This is a genomic window from Nocardia yunnanensis (genome assembly GCF_003626895.1).
Lineage (GTDB): Bacteria > Actinomycetota > Actinomycetes > Mycobacteriales > Mycobacteriaceae > Nocardia > Nocardia yunnanensis.
Genome location: NZ_CP032568.1, coordinates 1,263,433 through 1,282,718 on the forward strand (window position 1 = coordinate 1,263,433; position 19,286 = coordinate 1,282,718).

The 19,286-nt window shown below is 67.8% G+C and carries 20 protein-coding genes; 12 read left to right on the forward strand and 8 right to left on the reverse strand.

Annotated features, from left to right (window positions below):
* Positions 1-111: 111 nt before the first annotated feature.
* Positions 112-591 carry a DUF1772 domain-containing protein gene (locus tag D7D52_RS39820; protein ID WP_120735413.1) on the reverse strand — a complete coding sequence of 160 codons (480 nt, stop codon included), beginning with the start codon at positions 589-591 and terminating at the stop codon, positions 112-114.
* A 516-nt stretch (positions 592-1,107) separates the two neighbouring features.
* On the opposite strand from D7D52_RS39820, the gene aceA reads away from it, so the two are divergent.
* The 7 genes from aceA (at position 1,108) to D7D52_RS06015 (ending at position 7,960) form a co-directional block, all read left to right on the forward strand.
* A complete protein-coding gene (gene aceA / locus D7D52_RS05990) occupies positions 1,108-2,397 on the forward strand; it encodes an isocitrate lyase (protein ID WP_120735414.1) in 1,290 nt (429 codons plus the stop codon).
* Positions 2,398-2,831: 434 nt separating this feature from the next.
* The gene (locus D7D52_RS05995; RefSeq protein WP_040813688.1) at positions 2,832-3,704 is read left to right on the forward strand and encodes a 3-hydroxybutyryl-CoA dehydrogenase; all 873 of its coding nucleotides are present in this window, start codon (positions 2,832-2,834) and stop codon (positions 3,702-3,704) included.
* 225 nt (positions 3,705-3,929) lie between these two features.
* Entirely contained in the window at positions 3,930-6,239 is a 2,310-nt protein-coding gene (gene metE / locus D7D52_RS06000) for a 5-methyltetrahydropteroyltriglutamate--homocysteine S-methyltransferase (RefSeq protein ID WP_120735415.1), read from the forward strand.
* Positions 6,240-6,318: 79 nt separating this feature from the next.
* A complete protein-coding gene (locus D7D52_RS39825; protein ID WP_281279171.1) occupies positions 6,319-6,444 on the forward strand; it encodes a hypothetical protein in 126 nt (41 codons plus the stop codon).
* A 31-nt stretch (positions 6,445-6,475) separates the two neighbouring features.
* Positions 6,476-7,180, forward strand: a complete 705-nt coding sequence (locus D7D52_RS06005) for a helix-turn-helix transcriptional regulator (RefSeq protein ID WP_222932793.1) — start codon at positions 6,476-6,478, stop codon at positions 7,178-7,180.
* A gap of 134 nt (positions 7,181-7,314) precedes the next feature.
* Positions 7,315-7,695: a VOC family protein gene (locus tag D7D52_RS06010; RefSeq protein WP_120735417.1), complete on the forward strand. Its 381-nt coding sequence runs from the start codon at positions 7,315-7,317 to the stop codon at positions 7,693-7,695.
* A 67-nt stretch (positions 7,696-7,762) separates the two neighbouring features.
* Complete coding sequence (locus D7D52_RS06015) at positions 7,763-7,960, forward strand: antitoxin (RefSeq protein WP_120743849.1); 198 nt, start codon at positions 7,763-7,765, stop codon at positions 7,958-7,960.
* Positions 7,961-8,077: 117 nt separating this feature from the next.
* Here the strand turns inward: D7D52_RS06015 and D7D52_RS06020 are convergent, their stop codons facing one another.
* Positions 8,078-9,130, reverse strand: coding sequence for an NAD(P)-dependent alcohol dehydrogenase (locus D7D52_RS06020; protein ID WP_120735418.1), 1,053 nt, complete (start codon positions 9,128-9,130; stop codon positions 8,078-8,080).
* 107 nt (positions 9,131-9,237) lie between these two features.
* Here D7D52_RS06020 and D7D52_RS06025 point away from each other — a divergent pair, with 107 nt between their 5' ends.
* Both D7D52_RS06025 and D7D52_RS06030 read left to right on the forward strand, forming a co-directional pair.
* Positions 9,238-9,975 carry a ZIP family metal transporter gene (locus D7D52_RS06025; RefSeq protein ID WP_120735419.1) on the forward strand — a complete coding sequence of 246 codons (738 nt, stop codon included), beginning with the start codon at positions 9,238-9,240 and terminating at the stop codon, positions 9,973-9,975.
* Positions 9,976-10,037: 62 nt separating this feature from the next.
* Positions 10,038-11,132 (forward strand): S1C family serine protease, encoded by a 1,095-nt coding sequence (locus D7D52_RS06030; protein ID WP_120735420.1) that lies wholly within the window; start codon positions 10,038-10,040, stop codon positions 11,130-11,132.
* Here the strand turns inward: D7D52_RS06030 and D7D52_RS06035 are convergent.
* From D7D52_RS06035 to D7D52_RS06055, 5 genes are all read right to left on the reverse strand, one after another.
* Positions 11,129-11,695: a vitamin K epoxide reductase family protein gene (locus tag D7D52_RS06035; RefSeq protein ID WP_120735421.1), complete on the reverse strand. Its 567-nt coding sequence runs from the start codon at positions 11,693-11,695 to the stop codon at positions 11,129-11,131. The genes D7D52_RS06030 and D7D52_RS06035 overlap by 4 nt on opposite strands.
* On the reverse strand, positions 11,695-12,516 hold the full coding sequence (locus D7D52_RS06040; protein ID WP_246023660.1) for a DsbA family protein: 822 nt from the start codon (positions 12,514-12,516) through the stop codon (positions 11,695-11,697). Before D7D52_RS06040 ends, D7D52_RS06035 begins: the two co-directional genes overlap by 1 nt.
* A 122-nt stretch (positions 12,517-12,638) precedes the next feature.
* A complete protein-coding gene (locus D7D52_RS06045) occupies positions 12,639-13,490 on the reverse strand; it encodes a polyphosphate kinase 2 family protein (RefSeq protein ID WP_120735422.1) in 852 nt (283 codons plus the stop codon).
* A gap of 49 nt (positions 13,491-13,539) precedes the next feature.
* Positions 13,540-14,247: an ESX secretion-associated protein EspG gene (locus tag D7D52_RS06050; protein WP_120735423.1), complete on the reverse strand. Its 708-nt coding sequence runs from the start codon at positions 14,245-14,247 to the stop codon at positions 13,540-13,542.
* A gap of 127 nt (positions 14,248-14,374) precedes the next feature.
* Positions 14,375-15,298, reverse strand: a complete 924-nt coding sequence (locus D7D52_RS06055; protein WP_120735424.1) for an esterase/lipase family protein — start codon at positions 15,296-15,298, stop codon at positions 14,375-14,377.
* 132 nt (positions 15,299-15,430) lie between these two features.
* Here D7D52_RS06055 and D7D52_RS06060 point away from each other — a divergent pair, with 132 nt between their 5' ends.
* Entirely contained in the window at positions 15,431-15,991 is a 561-nt protein-coding gene (locus tag D7D52_RS06060) for a TetR/AcrR family transcriptional regulator (RefSeq protein WP_120735425.1), read from the forward strand.
* Here the strand turns inward: D7D52_RS06060 and D7D52_RS06065 are convergent.
* On the reverse strand, positions 15,967-16,602 hold the full coding sequence (locus tag D7D52_RS06065) for a TetR/AcrR family transcriptional regulator (RefSeq protein ID WP_120735426.1): 636 nt from the start codon (positions 16,600-16,602) through the stop codon (positions 15,967-15,969). The two genes, D7D52_RS06060 and D7D52_RS06065, sit on opposite strands and share 25 nt — an antisense overlap.
* Before the next feature lie 98 nt (positions 16,603-16,700).
* Between D7D52_RS06065 and D7D52_RS06070 the strand changes: the two genes are divergently transcribed.
* The gene (locus tag D7D52_RS06070; protein ID WP_120735427.1) at positions 16,701-17,669 is read left to right on the forward strand and encodes a hypothetical protein; all 969 of its coding nucleotides are present in this window, start codon (positions 16,701-16,703) and stop codon (positions 17,667-17,669) included.
* Positions 17,670-17,759: 90 nt separating this feature from the next.
* Complete coding sequence (locus D7D52_RS06075) at positions 17,760-19,283, forward strand: NHL repeat-containing protein (RefSeq protein WP_120735428.1); 1,524 nt, start codon at positions 17,760-17,762, stop codon at positions 19,281-19,283.
* Positions 19,284-19,286 lie beyond the last annotated feature (3 nt).

Here is a 19,286-nt window from a genome sequence, read left to right on the forward strand (position 1 = left end):
CAGCCGATCGATCGGCTGAATTCCTTTGCGTGGGAGGCGGTCCGGTAGGTGGGGGTTGGGCGGGCCGCGCCGAGGGGGTGGAGGGGGCTCGTCGGCGCGGGTGGGGTGGGGTCAGAGGAGGGCGAGGGTGGCGAGTAGGGCGGCGAGGGCGAGGAGTTGGAGGGCGACTCGGGTGTTGAGGATGCTGTCCCACTTGGATTGGAGGGCACGGGCGTTGGGGGGGATCACACCGGTTTGGGCGGCGGTGGTTTGGGCGGTGTTGATGGGCTTGGCGATCTTGACGTAGAGGGCTAGCCAGGTCAGGAGGGCGGCCAGGGCGACGGCGGCGGCGAGGGTGGCGGCGGTTTGGCCGGCGAGGGCGGCGAGGATGAGGGCGAGGGCGGCGGTGATGACGCCGCCGGCGCCGAAGAGGGGCATGCGCTTGTCGCCGTAGTAGTGGCCCCAGCCGGCGCTGATGGTCATGGTGGCGTCGTCCAGGTGGTCGCGGTAGACCGAGCGGGTGATCAGGGCGACGGACCAGTCGGTGCCGTAGACGACGGCATTGGCGAGGACGGCGAGGGCGGCGAGGATTTGGCAGGTCAGGACGAGCATCGGAATTCTCTTCTCACTTGGATCTAGCGTCGCTAGGAACTAAAGCAACGATAACGGTGCCGGGCTAGCGTGTCTAGCGGCGCTAGATTCTGAGATTTCGATCGACCGATTGGTCCGGAATGACCACCCCGGTGGCTCGCCTCACAACATCCAAGATCACAATGAACTGTGAAGGTGCTCACATCTGGACGGCCGTCGGCGCGTCACGCACCGGTGGCCCCGGTCACGCAAACAGTACGGGCGTTATGCAAAACCGCATGTCAGGGCTACTCGCAAGTAGATTCCACCGCTGCTATTCGCAAGCAAATTTCGCAGCATTAGCAAAATGCTGGTGAAAGCTAGCGGGGTTTCACACTTGCAACAGGTAGACGCACATTTTTTCCTGTGCCATCGTGTGGAAGTACACCTCGCGGGCCTAGCAAGTCTGCAAATTGCCGCTCCAGCAGTGGTCGAACATCCTTCGGAGAGTTTCGACCGGCGGGGCTACCGAGACCGAACGAAGAAGTGGAGTCAGAGATGTCGAACGTCGGCACCCCGAAGACCGCTGCGGAGATCCAGAAGGACTGGGACACCAACCCCCGCTGGAAGGGCGTCACCCGCAACTACACGGCCGAGCAGGTCGTCAAGCTGCAGGGCACCGTCGTCGAGGAGCACACCCTCGCCCGCCGTGGCGCCGAGATCCTCTGGGATCTCGTCAACAACGAGGACTACATCAACTCCCTGGGCGCCCTCACCGGCAACCAGGCCGTGCAGCAGGTCCGCGCGGGCCTGAAGGCCATCTACCTGTCGGGTTGGCAGGTCGCCGGTGACGCGAACCTGTCCGGCCACACCTACCCGGACCAGTCGCTGTACCCGGCCAACTCGGTGCCGGCCGTGGTCCGCCGCATCAACAACGCGCTGCTGCGCGCCGACGAGATCGCCAAGGTCGAGGGCGACACCTCGGTCGCCAACTGGCTGGCCCCGATCGTCGCCGACGCCGAGGCCGGTTTCGGTGGCGCGCTGAACGCCTACGAGCTGCAGAAGGCCATGATCGCCTCCGGCGCGGCCGGCGTGCACTGGGAAGACCAGCTGGCGTCGGAGAAGAAGTGCGGCCACCTCGGTGGCAAGGTGCTGATCCCCACCCAGCAGCACATCCGCACCCTGACCTCCGCGCGTCTGGCCGCCGACGTCGCCGACGTGCCGTCGGTGATCATCGCCCGCACCGACGCCGAGGCCGCCACCCTCATCACCTCCGATGTGGACGAGCGCGACCGCGAGTTCCTGGACGGCACCCGCACCGCCGAGGGCTTCTTCGGTACCCGCAACGGCATCGACCCCTGCATCGCGCGCGCCAAGGCCTACGCCCCCTACGCCGACCTCATCTGGATGGAGACCGGCGTGCCGGACCTCGAGGTCGCGCGCAAGTTCGCCGAGGCCGTCCGCGGCGAGTTCCCGGACCAGCTGCTGGCCTACAACTGCTCGCCGTCCTTCAACTGGAAGGCGCACCTGGACGACGCGACCATCGCGAAGTTCCAGCGCGAGCTGGGCGCCATGGGCTTCAAGTTCCAGTTCATCACCCTGGCCGGCTTCCACTCGCTCAACTACGGCATGTTCGACCTGGCGCACGGCTACGCTCGCGATGGCATGACCGCCTTCGTCGACCTGCAGGAGCGCGAGTTCAAGGCCGCCGCCGAGCGTGGCTTCACCGCCGTCAAGCACCAGCGTGAGGTCGGCGCCGGCTACTTCGACACCATCGCCACCACCGTCGACCCCAACACCAGCACCGCTGCGCTGAAGGGCTCGACCGAAGAGGGCCAGTTCCACTGAGCAACCCGAGGCGGCTCGGCGTAAACAGCTGAGCCACTACAGGTTCCGAGGACAAAAACCCAAGGCGGCAGTCGCATCACACCTTCCGCCGCCGCGGGACCTCAGAGACTCGCCGAGAGAGTCGGCAAGCCTCTCTCGGCGAGTCCACCCCGCCCTTCCCGTCGACAGCCCCGGCGGGGAGGGCATTTCCTTATAACGTTTTGCGAGAGACCTTAAGAAGGCGCAGGGTCGAAAAGTCAGTCCGACGCCTTCACCCAAAGCTACGACGGCCGCCTGGCGGGCGTTCGATACGGACAACTGATTTCGTACCGCCCGGGGTAACTCATCGGGTACGACCGAAATCGGTTCGGCACTCGACGCAGGCACGGATGCAGAAGTGGCAACGGCACTTAGCCGCCCGCAAAAGTTGCGGGGAGGCGGAACGGAGCGGGACCGTGAGCACAGAGAAGATTCAGCGCGTCGGCATCATCGGCGCGGGACAGATGGGCGCGGGTATCGCGGAAGTTTGCGCCCGGGCACACGTCGATGTGCTCGTGTTCGAGCAGACTCGTGAGCTGGCCGCCGCCGGGCGGGCCCGCATTCTGCGGTCGCTGGACCGCGGGGTGTCCAGCGGCAAGATCACCGAGCGGGAGCGGGAGCAGGCCGCCTGGCGGCTGCGCTTCACCAGCGACCTCGGCGATTTCGCCGATCGCCAGCTGGTCGTCGAGGCCGTCGTGGAGAACGAGGAAGTGAAGACCGCGATCTTCGCCGAACTCGACAAGGTCGTCACCGATCCGAACGCGGTGCTGGCCTCCAACACCTCCTCCATTCCGATCATGAAGATCGCCGTGGCCACCAACAACCCCGAGCGGGTGGTGGGCATGCACTTCTTCAACCCGGTGCCGGTGTTGCCGCTGGTCGAGCTGGTCACCACGCTCAAGACCACCGACACCGTCACCAAGCGCGCCGAGCAGTTCGCCGCCGACGTGCTGGGCAAGCAGGTCGTGCGCTCCGCCGACCGCTCCGGTTTCGTGGTCAACGCGCTGCTGGTGCCGTACCTGCTGTCGGCCATTCGCATGGTCGAATCCGGTTTCGCCACCAAGGAAGACGTCGACAAGGCCATGGTGCTGGGCTGCGCCCACCCGATGGGCCCGCTGGCCCTGACCGACCTGGTCGGCCTCGACACCGTGAAGTCCATCGCCGACTCCATGTACGAGGAGTTCAAGGAGCCCCTGTACTCCGCGCCGCCGCTGCTGAGCCGCATGGTCGAGGCCGGGCTGCTGGGCAAGAAGGCCGGAGCCGGCTTCTACCAGTACAACAGGGCCTGAGCCCCATAATCCGAGGCTATGCAGCCAAACGATGAGTAACCCGGTCCGTTGTTGCGGGTAACGTGACAACTGATTTCGCAAGGACCGGGTAACTCGTCGGGTACGTCCAAGATTGGTGCTGCACCTGACCGCCGGCCGCGTGTGGAAATGGCCACGGCTCTTTGTCTGGCCTGAAGGCGCTGAGAGGCGGGTTAGCCCGGCAGCTCGGAAGGAGTGTCCGTTCAGATGGTCAACGTCACCGACGGGTTCGGATCAAGCATCCTGGGTTACCCGCGGATCGGGGAGCACCGGCAGCTCAAGCGTGCGCTGGAGTCCTACTGGCACGGCACGCTCTCGCGCGACGAGCTCGTCGCCACCGGCCGTGAGATCCAGGAGAGTCAGTACCTGGAGCTGGCCGCCACCGGGCTCACGCAGGTCCCCGGCAACACCTTCTCGTTCTACGACCACATTCTCGACAACGCGCTGCTGTTCGGCGCGGTCCCCAAGCGGTTCGAGCCCTATCGAGAAGGCTTGCACCCCTTGGACTTCTACTTCCTGATGGCTCGCGGCCGGCCCGACCTGCCGCCGCTCGAGCTGGTCAAGCTGCTCAACACGCCGTATCACTACCGGCAGCCCGAGCTCGATACCGATACCGAATTCTCGCTGCACCCCGAGGCCCTGCTGGACGAATTCGATCGCGCCAAGGCGGCGGGCATCGAATTGCGGCCCGTGGTGCTGGGTCCGCTGTCGCTGCTGCTGCTGTCCAAGACCGGCCACGTGCCCGGCCAGACCGAATTCGACAAGCTGGTGCTGCTGGACAAGCTGCTCCCGGTGTACGAGGAACTGTTCGAGATCCTCGCCAAGCGCGGCGCCACCTGCGTGCAGCTGGACGAACCGTGCTTCACCAGCGACCGCTCGCCCTCGACCATGGAGCTGTTCGAGAAGACCTACCAGCGGCTGTCGAAGGCCCCGCTGCGCCCGCGCATGTTGGTCACCGGCCAGTACGGCGATTTCGGCGAGGCCATCGAAATCCTGTGCCGCACTTCGGTGGAGGCCATCGGCCTGGATCTGGCCAGCTACCGGGTGGTGCCCGAGGAGCTCGCCAAGATTCCCGGCATTCGCCGCAAGCGGCTCTACGCCGGCGTCATCAGCGGCACCAATGTGTGGCGCGCCGACCGGTACGTGACGCTGGAATACCTCAACGCGCTCGCCCAGGTCTGCCCCGACATGGTGGTGTCCACCGGCGCGACGCTGCTGCACGTGCCCTACGACGTGCTCGTCGAATACGAGCTCGAGGGTCCCGTCGCCGACCGCCTCGCCTTCGCCAAACAGAAGGTGCTGGAAGTGGTTTCGCTGGCCAAGGCGCTCACCGAGGGTCCGTCGGAGAAGTGGCGCAAGCGGCCCACCTCGGTGCACTTCAAGCAGAAGCACGCGGTGCGTCAGCGCGTCTACGCCGTCACCCCGCAGATGCGGGTGCGCGAACCCTACGAGACGCGAAAGCTCGCGCAGCAGGCCAAACTTCAGCTGCCGCTGGTGCCCGCCACCACGCTCGGCTCCTTCCCGCAGACCGGTTCCGCCCGGCAGGCGCGCCACGACCTCGCGCAGGGCCGGCTGTCCTACGAGGAGTACCGCAAGCGCATCGAGGCCGAGATCGAGGCCACGATCCGCCTGCAGGAGGACATCGGCCTGGACGTGCTGGTGCACGGCGAGCACGAGCGCAACGACATGATCCAGTACTTCGCGGAGCTGCTCGACGGCTTCGCCACCACCCACTTCGGCTGGGTGCAGGTGTACGGATCCCGGTGTGTCCGACCGCCGATCGTGTACGGCGACGTGTCGCGGCCCGAGGCCATGTCGGTGTCGTGGACCGCCTACGCGCAGTCGCTCACCGACAAGCCGGTCAAGGGCATGGTCACCGGTCCGGTCACCATGCTGGCCCGCTCCTTCGTGCGCCAGGATCAGCCGCTGTACGAGACCGCCGACCAGGTGGCCCTCGCCATCCGCGACGAGGTCGTGGACCTGGAGAAGGCCGGCATCGCCATCATCCAGGTCGACGAGCCGTCCATTCGCGAGCTGCTGCCGCTGCGCAAGAAGGGCCAGGCCGAATACCTGCGCTGGGCCGTGGGCGCGTTCAAGCTGGCCACCTCCGGCGTCAAGCCCGAGACCCAGATCCACACGCACATCGGCTATTCCAGCCGCACCGACGTTGTCGAGGCGATCGAGGAACTCGACGCCGACGTCACCGCCATCGTCGCCACCCGTTCCATCGAGTGGGTGCTGGAAGCGCTCAAGGAGGACTGCGCCGAGGGCCGCGGCCTCACCCACGGTGTCGGCCCCGGTGTGTACGAGTCCCGCTCGGCCCGCATCCCCGACATCGACGAGCTGGACGAACTGCTCACCGCCGCAGCCGAAGCCGTCACTCCGGAGCGCCTGTGGGCCAACCCGGACGGCGGCCTGAAGACCCGCCACCACTGGCAGCTCGACCCGTCGCTGCGCAATCTGGTCGCCGCGGCCCGCCGCGTGCGCCGGCGCGCCGAGGCGGCCCGCACCGACTGAGGAATATCCCCGTCGTCATGATTCGGTCACGAACACCGAATTATGGTCGGGTCCACGGAATTTCGAGAACGGAGTGACCATGGACCCGACGGGGAAGGGCGATCAGCCGGTGGACGACCCGCAGACCGCCAAGAAGTGGAACGACACGTACGACCAGAAGGGCGATCAGGTCGACCAGGATCCGCCCTGGAAGTCGGGGAACTGAACCTGTCGGTGGGCGCCGCTACGGTGTTGGCGTGAACCGGACGGATCGGCTCTACGCGATTGTCGAGGAGTTGCGGGCGGTCGCACCGCGGCTGCGGACCGCTCGGGAATTGGCCGCGCGGCACGGGGTGAGCGTGCGGACCGTCGAGCGGGACATCAGCGCGCTGCAGCAGTCCGGGGTGCCCATCTACGCCGATGTGGGGCGGCGCGGCGGGTACGCGCTGGAGAAGAGCATGTCGTTGCCGCCGTTGAACTTCACGGCGGCCGAGGCGGTGGCGCTGGCCGTCGCGGTGGCGCGGGCCGGGGACGGGCCGTTCGCGGCGGCCGGGCGCAGCGCGCTGCGCAAGATCCTGGCCGCCATGTCGCGCCAGAATGCCGACGCGGCACAGCAATTGGCGCTGCGGGTGCGCTTGTTCGACACCCCCGAAGCGCCCGCGCCCATGCCGATACCGCCGGAGGTCGAGCAGGCCGTGGTGGCGCGGCGCGTGCTGCGCATCGAATACCTCGACGGCACCGGCGCGCTGAGCGCGCGCGAGGTCGAACCCGTGGCGCTGCTGCACGGCAGTAATGGCTGGTACCTGCTGGCCTGGTGCCGCCTGCGCGACGAGCCGCGCAATTTCCGGCTGGATCGGATGAAGCGCATCGAGCTGACGGAGTGGACGGGCCCGGAGCGGGAGATCGACATGTGCCGGCCGACCGAGCCGGTGCACGAGATCCGGATGATCTCGCTCGGGTAGGCGCGCGTCTCGAAAAGATCGAATTCGCTCGGAAACACCGACAGGGGGTTGTCGCGAAGCGGGGCGAACCTGATGGGGCAAGGCGGTGCGGGACACGACACCGCGCATTCACCAAGACTTTTCGGGAGACACAGATGAGCACCCCGCCCTTCAACACCGTCGCCTGGTTCCAGGTCGGCAGCAACGAGCCCGAGCAGGTGAAGGCGTTCTACCAGGAACTGTTCGGCTGGAACTTCGCGGCCGACCCGGACGAGGACGGAAACTACGACATCGTCACCTATCCGGGCAGCGAGCTGCCCGCGGGCGGCATCGCGCATCAGGACGACGCGGCCGGCAATCACGCCATCTTCTACGTGCTGGTCCAGGACGTCCCGGAGATCCTGGCCGCCGCCGAGAAGGCGGGCGGCAAGGTGTTCGTGCAGCCGGTGACCGCCAAGAACGGCCTGGTCTTCTCCGAGCTGCTCGACACCTCCGGCAACCGGTTCGGCATCTTCAGCCCGCCGCCCGGCAACTGAGCGCTCGCCCGCGCGGCGGTTAGCCTGTCAGCGAAGCGTTTTCGAGACAGGAGTGTGGATCGTGGGCATGTTCGACCAGTTGAAAGAGGCGGCGGGCAAGGCGGCGGAGCTGGCCGGCCAGCACGCCGACAAGATCGAGCCGCTGATCGACAAGGCCGGCGATCTGATCGACGGGCAGACCGACGGGAAGTTCGCGGACGCGGTGGACAAGGTCCAGGACGCCGCCAAGAACGCGCTGCACGAGCAGGCCCGGCAGCACGGTTAACAGCCGATCACTCGGCCGACGAGCGACCGGCGGCGATGACGCCGCCGGATCGCCACCGCCGGATTCGCTGCCGCCCCAGCGGCTTTCGTGTGCAGCAGCCCACGAACGGAGGCGGCCCTACATGGTCGCGGTGTCGATGACGAAGCGGTAGCGCACATCCGACGCCACCGCGCGGTCGTACGCCTCGTCGATGCGATCGGCGGAGATCACCTCGATCTCCGCGCCGATGCCGTGCGCCGCGCAGAAGTCGAGCATCTCCTGGGTCTGCGGAATGCCGCCGATCATGGAGCCGCTCAGCGACCGCCGCATGCCCGCCAGCGTGGAAGCCCGTACGGTGGCGGGCTTTTCGGGCAGGCCGAGCAGCACCAGACTGCCGTCCAGCTTCAACAGCTTGACGTAGTCCTCGATCGGCAGATCCGCCGACACGGTGTTGATGATCAGGTCGAAGGAGCCGCGCAGCTGTTTGAAGGTGGCGCGGTCGCCGGTGGCGTAGTAGTGCGCCGCCCCGAACCGCAGCCCGTCCTCCTGCTTGGACAGCGAGTGGCTCAGCACGGTCACCTCCGCGCCCATGGCGGCCGCGAGCTTCACGCCCACGTGCCCGAGCCCGCCCATGCCGATGATGGCGACCTTCTTGCCGGGCCCGGCGTTCCAGTGCCGCAGCGGCGAGAACAGGGTGATGCCCGCGCACAGCAGCGGCGCGGCCACATCCAGCCCGATACCGTCCGGAATCGAGAGCACGAAACCCTCGGTCACCACGACCTGCGTGGAGTAGCCGCCGAGGGTGTAGCCGCCGGCCTGCTGCTCGGCGGGTACCGGGGTGTTGTAGGTCCAGGTCACGCCCCTGGTGCAGTACTGCTGCTCCCCGGCCAGGCAGGATTCGCATTCCCCGCAGGAATCGACCATGCAGCCCACTCCGACCCGGTCGCCGACCCGGTGCCGGGTCACCTCGGAGCCGACGGCGGAGACGATGCCGGCGATCTCATGGCCGGGCACGCACGGGTAGGCGGTGCCGTGCCATTCGTTGCGGGCGGTGTGGATGTCGGAATGGCAGATGCCCGCGTATTTCACGTCGATCAGCACATCGTGGGGTCCGAGGTCGCGGCGTTCGATGGCGATCTTCTCGAAGGTCCCGTCCGGGGCGGACACGGCATAGGCGGCAGCGGTGCTCATGCAGTCATGCCTACCCCCGCATGCCCTCGCATACCAACCAAGCGTTGCATATCTCATGCTCGGCGCGGCGTGGCGATTCGCCGGCAAACGGTGGCCATGCTGGCACGATGGCGATTCTGCTGTCGTTGTTCTCGATGTGCGCCACCCTGATCGGCGGACTGCTCGCGGCCCGTATCGGTGAGCGCAAGCGCCTGGTGCTGGGGCTGGCGGCGGGCGTCATGCTGGGCGTGGTCGCCTTCGATCTGATGCCCGAGTCGCTCGCGGCGGACGACCGCATCGCGCTGGGTGTGCCGGTGCCGTTGCTGGCCGCGGTGGTCGGCTTCTTCACCGTGCACGTCATCGAGCGGTCCATGGCCCTGCACACCGCCTACGAGGACGAGTACGCCGCGCACCGGCACGACCACGATTTCGCCGCGCTGGGCCTGCTGGCCGCGGGCGGGCTGGTCTTTCACAGCACGCTCGACGGGTTGAGCATCGGATTCGGTTTCCAAGCCGGGGCCGCCGTGGGCGCGGCCGTGGCGATCGCGGTGATCGCGCACGATTTCGCCGACGGTTTCAACACTTTCACGCTGACCACGCTGTACGGCAATGCCCGCAAGCGCGCGGTGGTCATGCTGATCCTGGACGCCGTCGCCCCGGTGGTGGGTGCGGTGATCGGGACCCTGGTCAAGGTCTCGACCGAACTGGTCGGCTTGTATCTGGGCTATTTCGCGGGATTCCTGCTGTACCTCGCGACGGCCGATATCCTGCCCGAGGCACACGCCGGCAAACCCGCCAAGGGGCCGCTGCTGTGCACCCTGGCCGGGGTCGGCTTCATGTTGGTCATCGCCGCCCTCAGTCACTGAAATACTGGTACACCAATAGGTACAGCTCGAGCCGGCGGGTGAACGGCAGTTCGGGAGGGTCCGTGGACGACGGTAGACGCCGAGGCCGGGGCGTCCGGCTGCTGGCGCTGTTCATCGCCGCCATCGTCGGCTTCACCGGATTCCTCTGCTACCGAGGCGAACTGCCGCGCTGGCCCTTCGCCGACGACGCCACCACCGCCAGCCTGGTCGGCCCGTCGCTGCCGCCGCTGGACGTCGATCTGGTCTCACGCGTGGCCGAACCGGCCCTGGTCAACATTACCGCCGGCATCCGCCCCTACGGGCTGGGCGCGGCCGGATCCGGCATCGTGCTCACCGCCGACGGTGAGGTGCTCACCAGCCATCACGTCATCAAAGGCGCTGACTCCGTGACGGTTTCGGATGTCGGCACCGGCGTCACCTATACCGCCACCGTCGCCGGGTACGACTCCAGTGCCGATATCGCCCTGCTGGATCTCCATGGCGCGGACGGCCTCCCGACCGCCCACATCGGCAGTTCGGTCCCGCTGCATCTGGGCGACGACGTGCTGGCCATCGGCAATGCCGGCGGCACCGGCTCGCCGACCGCGGTGGGCGGGCCCATCACCAATCTGGATTCGGCCATCGTGGCCCGCAATTCCGCCGATCTGTCGCGAAAGTCCTTGCACGGCATGATCGAGGTGGCGGCCGCGGTGGCCGCCGGGCAGTCCGGCGGGGCGCTGGTGGACCGCTACGGCGCGGTGATCGGCGTCGTCACCGCCGCCTCGGGAGATCTGCAGAAGGCATTGGGCAAGGGCCCCAACGGATATGCGGTGCCCATCGACACCGCCATGAACGTGGTCCGCCAGATCCGTTCCGGCACCCCGACCGACACCGTGCACATCGGCCCCACCGCCACCCTCGGCATTCTCACCTCCGACGCGCGGCCCACCGGCGCGCGGGTGGACGTGGCCATCTACGGCCTGCCCGCCTACAGCGCCGGCGTCGCCGACGGCGAGACCATCACCGCCCTCGACGACCGGCCCATCACCGACTCGCAAATGCTGAAAGCCGCACTCAACGCCCATCGACCGGACGATGTGGTGCGGCTCGAGGTCAGCGACGCCGACGGCGGGCGCCGGACGGTGAACGTGACGCTCACCGTCGGACCGCCCAACTAGAACTTGTCGTTCCAGTACGACTGGAACTGCAGGTACACGATCAGCACGATCACCGCGTAGCCGATGGCGACCAGCGTCCACCGCCACTCCGCGAGAATCCGCAGCGGCCCGCGCGCACCCCTGAACAGCAGCCCGGTCACGATGGCGAACATGGCCGGGGTCACCGTCCACACCACCATGCACCACGGGCACAGCGCGTGAATCTCGAAGGTCGCGTCCCAGACCAGATACCCGATGGCGCAGACGCCGAGCAGCAGGCCCAGCCACATGCCGCCGAAGAACCAGCGCGGCAACGAGATTCCCACCACCAGCAGCACGGCGACGGTGACGAACACCGAGAAGCCCACCACGCCGATGATCGGATTCGGGAATCCGAACATCGACGCGGTCTTGGAGTCCATGACCGTGGTGCACGAGATGGTCTGGTCGATGGTGCACATCGGCTTGTAGCCGGGTTCGGTCAGCGACTTGAACTTCTCGACCAGCAGCGTCACCGACGCACCCCAGCCGATCAACGCGCCCAGCAGCAGCGGCCAGGCCGAGCGGGGACCCGCCGCGATCATCACTTGGCCGCGTTCTCGATCACCGCGGTCATGCCGCCGGAGGTCATCAGCGCCTGCGGGTCCTGTACCTGGGTGCCGTTGACGTACACCGTCGGGGTGGACTTGACGCCGGTGGCGAAGACCTTGTCGGTCTGGGTCTTCACCCAGCTGGTGTAGCGGCCGTCCTTGATGGCCTGCGCGACAGCGGGATCGGTGTATCCGGCGTCCTTGGCGATCTGGATGAGCTGATCGTCGCTCATGCCGTTGCCGCCCTCCTTGGGCTGCTTCTGGTACATCTCGGCCAGCCAGCCCTGGAACTTCGTCGGATCCGCCTCGTACACGACGTACGCGGCGGCGGCGCCGCGGGTGGAGAACTGATTGCCGCTGGAGGCGCGGTCCAGGAAGGTGATGATGTTGTAGTCCACGGTGGCCTGGCCACTCTGGACGGCCTTCTTCAGCGCGTCGGCATTGGAGTTCTCGAACATGTCGCACGCCGGGCACTGCACGTCGGCGACCACGCGGACGTTCACCTTCTGCTTGCCCTCGGGCGCGGGGGCGGCGGTGTTGTCGATGCGGATCGCGCCGTCGGGGGTGAGATTGGCCGGCACCAAGCCGACCTGGGCGGGATCCCAATGGAAGGAGTTGGCGTTCGCGTCCTTGTTGTTGTCGTGCTTGCGCACCGCCAGGGTGATGCCGATGCCGGCGATCAGGCCGAGCAGTACGACGGCCACACCCACCTGAATGAGGATCTTCCGGTTGCGGTCGGCCTTCGCCGCGTTCGCCAGCGGATTCTTTCCCGTTGTCTTGCTCACCTGCGCGCTCACCACGCCTTCCGTAGTCACGACTCGTGCGGGCTCATCTTCGCCCGAGAACCTGAGAGAAACCTGCATGCGAGCACGCCGAGTCGCCCTCGACGAGCGATTTTCCGGGAACGACCGCGGGAGTTCATCCCGGGGGGTATGGATCACGCCTTGGCGAGGCGCTTTTTCTGCTCGTCGATATCGAAGTCGGCGGGCGGCCAATCCAGTTTGATGCTCTGCAGGGCGTCGATCAGCAGTTCGGTGACGGCCAGGCGCGCGTACCACTTGTGATCGCAGGGCAGCACGTACCAGGGCGCGTATTCGGTGTCGGTGCGGTCCAGGACCGCCTGGTACGCCTCCTGGTACTGCGGCCAGAACGCGCGCTCGTCGATATCGCCCGGGTTGAACTTCCAATACTTGTCGGGGCGGTCCAGGCGCTGCTGCAGCCGCTTCTTCTGCTCGTCGAGGGATACGAACATGGCGACCTTCAGGATGGTGGTGCCGTCGTCGACCAGCTTGCGCTCGAACTTGTTGATCTCGTCATAGCGCTTGCCCCAGACGTCCGGCGCGACCAGGTCGTGCACGCGCACCACCAGCACGTCCTCGTAGTGCGAGCGATCGAACACCCCGATCTGCCCGCCGCGCGGCAGCTTCTTGCGAATTCGCCAGAGGTAGTGGTGTTTCCGCTCCTCGGCGGTCGGCACCCCGAAGGCCGCGTGGTCCACGCCCTGCGGGTCCACCGAGCCGATCACGTGCCGGACGATGCCGCCCTTGCCGGCGGTGTCCATGCCCTGCAATACCAGCAGCACACTGCGGGTGTCGCCGGAGCGGCCGTTGGCGTAGAGCTTCTCCTGCAGATCCGACAGCACCTCGGCGCGGTCCGCGAGCAGCGCCTCGCCGGCCTTCTTGTCGCCCTTGAAACCGGGGGTCGCGGCCGTGTCGATATCCCGCACGCGCACGCCTTCGGCGCGCAATGCCTTGGTGACCGGTTTAGACCAGGATGTCGCCTTCGCCATTCGTCATGCGTAGCACGCGTGGTGGTTTCCCGCAGGCAACCGCGCCGAATCAGACCCGGGCCAGCCGCACCAGCTGGGCGGCCAATTCCTCGTCGGTGACCGGGGTCAGGGTGAGGTCGGCGGCCGTGGTCAGCAGGTAGCGGCCGTCGCCGGAGAAGTCCAGCCAGGTGCGATGCCGGGTCGGCGGGGACAGCGGATTCGCGGGTTCGACCGTGACGGTGATGAATCCGCGTCCGTCCACCGGTTCGCGCAGTTTGCGGCGGAAACGGTTGGCCTCCGCGCCGGTGCCGGCGGCGTCCGGATACAGCACCGCCTGCTGGGGTTCGCGCAGCGGTTCCAGCTGTCCGGGCGGCGCGGAGCCGATGACCTCCACCAGTTCGCGGCCCAATTGGTCGGCGGGACACAGCGATACGGTCACCGTGTCGGGCAGTGAGACCAGGATTCCCGCGCGCTGCTGGGCCACCGCCGCGAACGCGAGAATGCGGCGGGCCCGCGGTCCGGCGGTGTGCTCGCCGTAGAGGGTGACGGTGGTGGTGTCGGTGCGAGCGCACAGCGCCAGCGCCGCGGCCAGTTCGGGATCGGTGCGGCGCAGGAAGCGCGCCGGCGGCGCACCCCACGGCGGTGTGCCGAATCGGGTTGCGGCATCGGTGTTCTCGGCCCCCGCGGGGCTCGTGTCGAGCGGGTACGGACGGCGGGCCAGATCGGTTTCGCGGGTCCAGATCATCGCGAACTCGTCCGGGGTCAGGATCCATTTCACGGGGCCGACCCCCCTTTCTGCGGTGTCACCTCCGTCCCGCCCGCGACCCTACCGGAGAGTTTCTGCGGGTGCTGGGTGTCACCGGACAGCCCGAACTGTGACCTACCGCACGTATCCGAACGGTTTGCTATCGAAGGGGTCCGGCGAACGGCAGCACCACCGCGCAGGACGCGGGCCGCGCATGCGCCGGATCGAGGGCATCGAGCACCGCGCGCACCGCCACCGGATCCGAAGGCAGCTCGTAGTGTTCGGTGAAATCGGTCGGACAGCGGTCCTGCAGCACCACATTGTCGACGTTCGGCCCGTCCAGCAGCCCGGTGGTCCACGGGGTGGCGATCTCGTCGTAGCGCGACACCATCGTGGTGAACCGAATGTCCGGCGCGACGGCCGCATCCGCGTTCAGATCGAGGAAAACCGCCGAGCCGGGCGAGAGTTCGCACGGACCGCACTGGGCGGTGAGGGCCGCACCGGCCGGGGTCGACTCGAGCAGCGGTTGCAGGTTCGCGAGGCCGCTGATCGTCGAGCCGTGCAGCGGGGCGGCGAGGGCCACATAGTGATCGATCTTCGCAATGCCGCCGAGGTGGTTCAGCACATAGAACGGCACCGCGCCGCCCATGGAATGCCCGACCAGATCGACCTTCTCGGATCCGGTGGCGGCGCGCACCCGATCGATGAAATCGGATATCTGCCGGGCGCTTTCGGCGATGGGGGCGATGGCGCCCATGACCGGGCCGAGCGCGCCGGTGCCGTAGGTCGTGGTGAAGACGCAGTATCCGGCGGCGCTCAGCACCGGCGACAGCGAGTTCCAGGTCACCGTGTCGTTGGACAGGCCGTGCAGCAGTACGACCGGATTCGGATGTGCCGCAGCGGGTTTGCATGTCCAATCGTTCGCACCGGGCGGGGGCTGGCCGGGTGTGGTGAGTTCGGCCGCCAGCCCGCCGAAATAGCTGTAGGACGGATCCGGCTGGTCGGCGGTGGCGGTCCCGGCCGGTTGCGCCGTCAGCGTCGCGAACAGGGCGGCCAGGGCGAGGCGGCGGATGGCCAATCGCATGATGCACTCCCGGGTTTCGTGCCGGTCGGCCTCCTGACGCCCCCTCCGGGTCAGGGATGACCGACCGGTCGGTCATAGGCTAGCGGCTGTGTAGTCTCAGGGGAAGACTCAGTGTGCGAAAGGATTTCGGTCATGCCCCGACCCGCGGAGCCAGGTCGCAATGCCCTCCTCGACGCGGGCGCGGAGGTCGCCGCCCGGGAAGGGTTGCGCGGACTGTCGGTGAATGCCGTCGTGCAGGCCGCCGGAATGGCGAAAGGTACGTTCTACCACCACTTTCCGGATCGGCGCGGTTACGTCGTCGCGCTGCATCGCCGCTACCACGAGCAACTCGCCGTCACCATCGCGGCGGCGGTCGGCGATCGTGAACCCGGCCCGGACCGCCTGCGCGCCGGACTCACCGCCTACCTCGACGCCTGCCTGGCCACGCGGGGCACGAAAGCCTTTCTCGCCCAATCCCGTACCGACGCCGACCTACTGGACGAGGTGAACGCTCGCAACCAACTGGTCGCGGCGGTGATCGTCCCCGATCTCGCGGTGCTGGGCTGGGCCGATCCCGCGTCCGTGGCGCACCTGGTGATCGCGATGGCGGCCGAGACCGCCCTGGCCGAACTGTATTCGGCGGCACCGCGTCCCGAGTTGCGCGCGGCGCTCACCGCCCTGATCGAACGTCATCCGCGCGGAGACGCGGGGTAGTCGGCCAGGGCACCGAGAACGGTGTCGAGGTCGCCGGTGGCGGTCCGGATGACCCTGGCCCGGACTTCCTCCGGGTCGTCGCCCGCCAGGATGCCGCGGCGAATCTCGGTGTGCAGAGCGCGGTCCAGTCCCGCCAGTGCGGCGGCGGCCAGCCGTGGGATCGGATCATCGGCCGGGGAGCGGGCCGCGTCCGAGAGTGCTTGCGCCAGGGCGGATTCGGTGCGCTCTCCGAGCTGCCGCAACCGCGCCTGCAAGGCCGGGCTGTCGTCGATCAGCTGCCAGAAGGTGGTGGCGGCGCGCGACAGGCCGAGGGTGGGATCGTCGCGCCGGACCCGATCGAGGAAGGCGCGCCGGAGGGCGGCGGCGGCCGATTCGCCGGGCTCGCGTTCGCGCACCGCGCGGGCCAGCCGGTCGGTCACCTCGTCCTGGCGGTCGAAGAACAGGTCCTCCTTGGTCGGGAAGTAATTGAAGGCGGTATTGACCGAGACGTTCGCCGCCCGCGCGACCTCGGCGACCGTGACCCGGTCGAAGCCCTTCTCCGCGAAGAGGGTCATGGCCGCGTCGGCGAGAGCGATCCGGGTGGCGCGCTTCTTCTCCTCGCGCAGTGCCAATGTCGCTCCTCGTCCTCGCGGTTTCCGTCGGTTCCCGGAGCAGTATAAGTGTGACACTAAAATTGGTGTGACACCAAAATTAGCGTTACGGTGTGGCCATGACATTGAGATTCGGGATCTACCCCGGCGGGCTCGGGTCCGACCAGAACGGCAACATCACCCCCGGCCCGCCCGAGCGGGCCGATCGGATCACGGCCGCGCTCGATGCGCTACACGGTGACAACCCGTTCGTGGTGCGCGGCTACCTCCACTACGGCGAAGCGGGCGGCGCGTTCCCGGATGCCCCGCCCGAGCCTTGGCAGTACGGCACCGGGCATCGGAAGCTCGATCTGGTGGCCTGCTTTCACGAGCCCGGCCACGACCTCACCGGCTGGCTCGCGTTCCTGCGCAAACAGATTCGTGACCACGGGCCGGTGCTCGCCTCGTTGCAGGTGGCCGAGGAGGCCAACCATGCCGGACCCGGCGGCGACGGCGGCCGGCCCGCAGTGCGCCAGGCCATCGTCGAAGGCGTGCTCGCGGCGCGCGCCGAGGTGGACCGGTTGGGTCTGGATGTCCGCATCGGCTGCAATGCCACGCCGATCTTCGATCCCGCACAGGAGTTCTGGACCGACCTGGCCCGGCGCGGCGGCCGCGAATTCGTGGAGGCGCTCGACTATGCCGGTCTCGACTTCTTCCCGGACGTGTTCCGGCCCATTCCGCCGGACCGCCTCGAAGCCGCCATCACGGCCGTCGTCACCGGCTTCCGGCGCGAAAGCCTCGCTGCCGCCGGTATTCCGGAGACTACGCCGATGCACATCTGCGAAAACGGCTGGCCCACCGGGCCCGATCGCAGCGGCGAACGCCAGGCGGAGATGCTGGAGTTGGTGGTGAGCATCGTGGACGGCCTGTCGAGCGAGCTCAATATCACCACCTACGAACACTTCTCGCTTCGCGACGCCTGTAGCGATCGCGGGGACATGAACCTGGAATTCGGCCTGCTGCGTTCGGACTACACTCCCAAACCGGCCTTCGACCGCTACCGCGCGCTGATCGCCGCACTCAGCACCCCCGCGACATCCCCCGCCTGAGGGATGCGGGCGGCGACCAGGTGTGACAGCATCCGACGCTGACTAGCTTGTTGCACCGTCGGTGCAGTAACGGACATCGGAGGTTCTCGCATGGGTTCGGCGCGCACATTCGGGCGGCGGCCAGGCACGCTCGGGGCGACCCTGCTGGCCGGTGCGGTCGCCGTCAGCGGCGGCTGTGCGGCCGTCGCGATCGGCACCGCCGCGGCCGCGCCGATTCCGGCGCTGCCCGGGGGCGCGCCGGACTTCCTCGGCACACCCGCTGTGGCGCAACCGATTCCGGGCGTTCCCGCGGTGCCGCAGCATCCGGGCCTGGCGCCCAACGGTGATTCCGGGATCCACGGCGACGGCTGGATGTCGGACACGTACACCCGGCCCGGACCGCTCGGACACAACACCCGGGTCGATTCGCTGCTGCTGGGCGACGAATGCGGATCGCTGACCTTCGATCACGCCGGGCGGATCGTCGCCACCTGCCCGGGACTGCACCCCGGCCTGTTCCTCATCGATCCGGCGACCATGACCGTGCTCGGCTCCACCCCGCTGCCCGGCCGTGGCACCGCCGAACTGCTGAAACCCGGCGCGTTCTCCAGTTTCGGCGGCGGCGCGTACTTCTACCTCGACAATCAGGACCGTGCGGTGGTCGGCGCCAACGACGGCCACGTGCGGGTGTATGCGGAAACCCCGGCGGCGGACGGCTTCACGCTCGAACACGACTACGACCTCACCGGCTCGCTGCGAGCAGGCGAATCGCTCAACTCGGTGCTGCCCGACTCCACCGGGCGGCTCTGGTTCGTCGCCAGGACGGACGGCCTGGTCGGCACCCTGGATCCGGAAACCGGTGCGGTGCAAGTGATCCGGCTCGGCGACGGGGCCGAGGGCGAGATCGAGAACTCCTTCGCGGTGGGCGTCGAGGGCGACGTCTACATCGCCACCAATCGGGAGCTGCTGCGCTTCGACGCCGGACCCGGCGGCGAACCCGCCATCACCTGGCGCGTCACCTACGCCAACAGCGGCCAGCACAAACCCGGCCAGGTCGACGACGGCACCGGCACCACCCCGACCGTGCTGCCCGGTGGCTACGTCGCCATCACCGACAATGCCGATCCGATGAATGTCGTCGTCTACCGCACCGCGCCCGACGCCGCGCGACGCGAAGTGTGCTCCGTGCCGGTGTTCGCGAAAAGCGCGGGCAATACCGAGAATTCGCTCATCGGCGCGGGCAACTCGCTGATCGTGGAGAACAACTACGGCTACTCCGGGCCCGACGCCACCCTCGGCGGCAAGACCACCACGCCCGGCTTCGCCCGCATCGACATCGACCCGGACGGCAATGGCTGCCATCGGGTCTGGAGCAACGATGTTGTCGCGGCGCCCAGCGTGGTGGCCAAACTCTCGCTGGCCACCGGGCTGATCTACACCTACACCAAGGGCAGCGAGGTCACCGATCCCTGGTACTGGACCGCACTGGACTTCCGCACCGGAAACCTGGTGTGGCAGCGCAAGTCCGGGTCCGGCCCGCTGTACAACAACAACTACGCGGGCATCGCGCTCGGCCCGGACGGCGCCGCTTACCTCGGGGTGCTCGGTGGGCTGATCTCGCTGCGGGACAACTAGTCC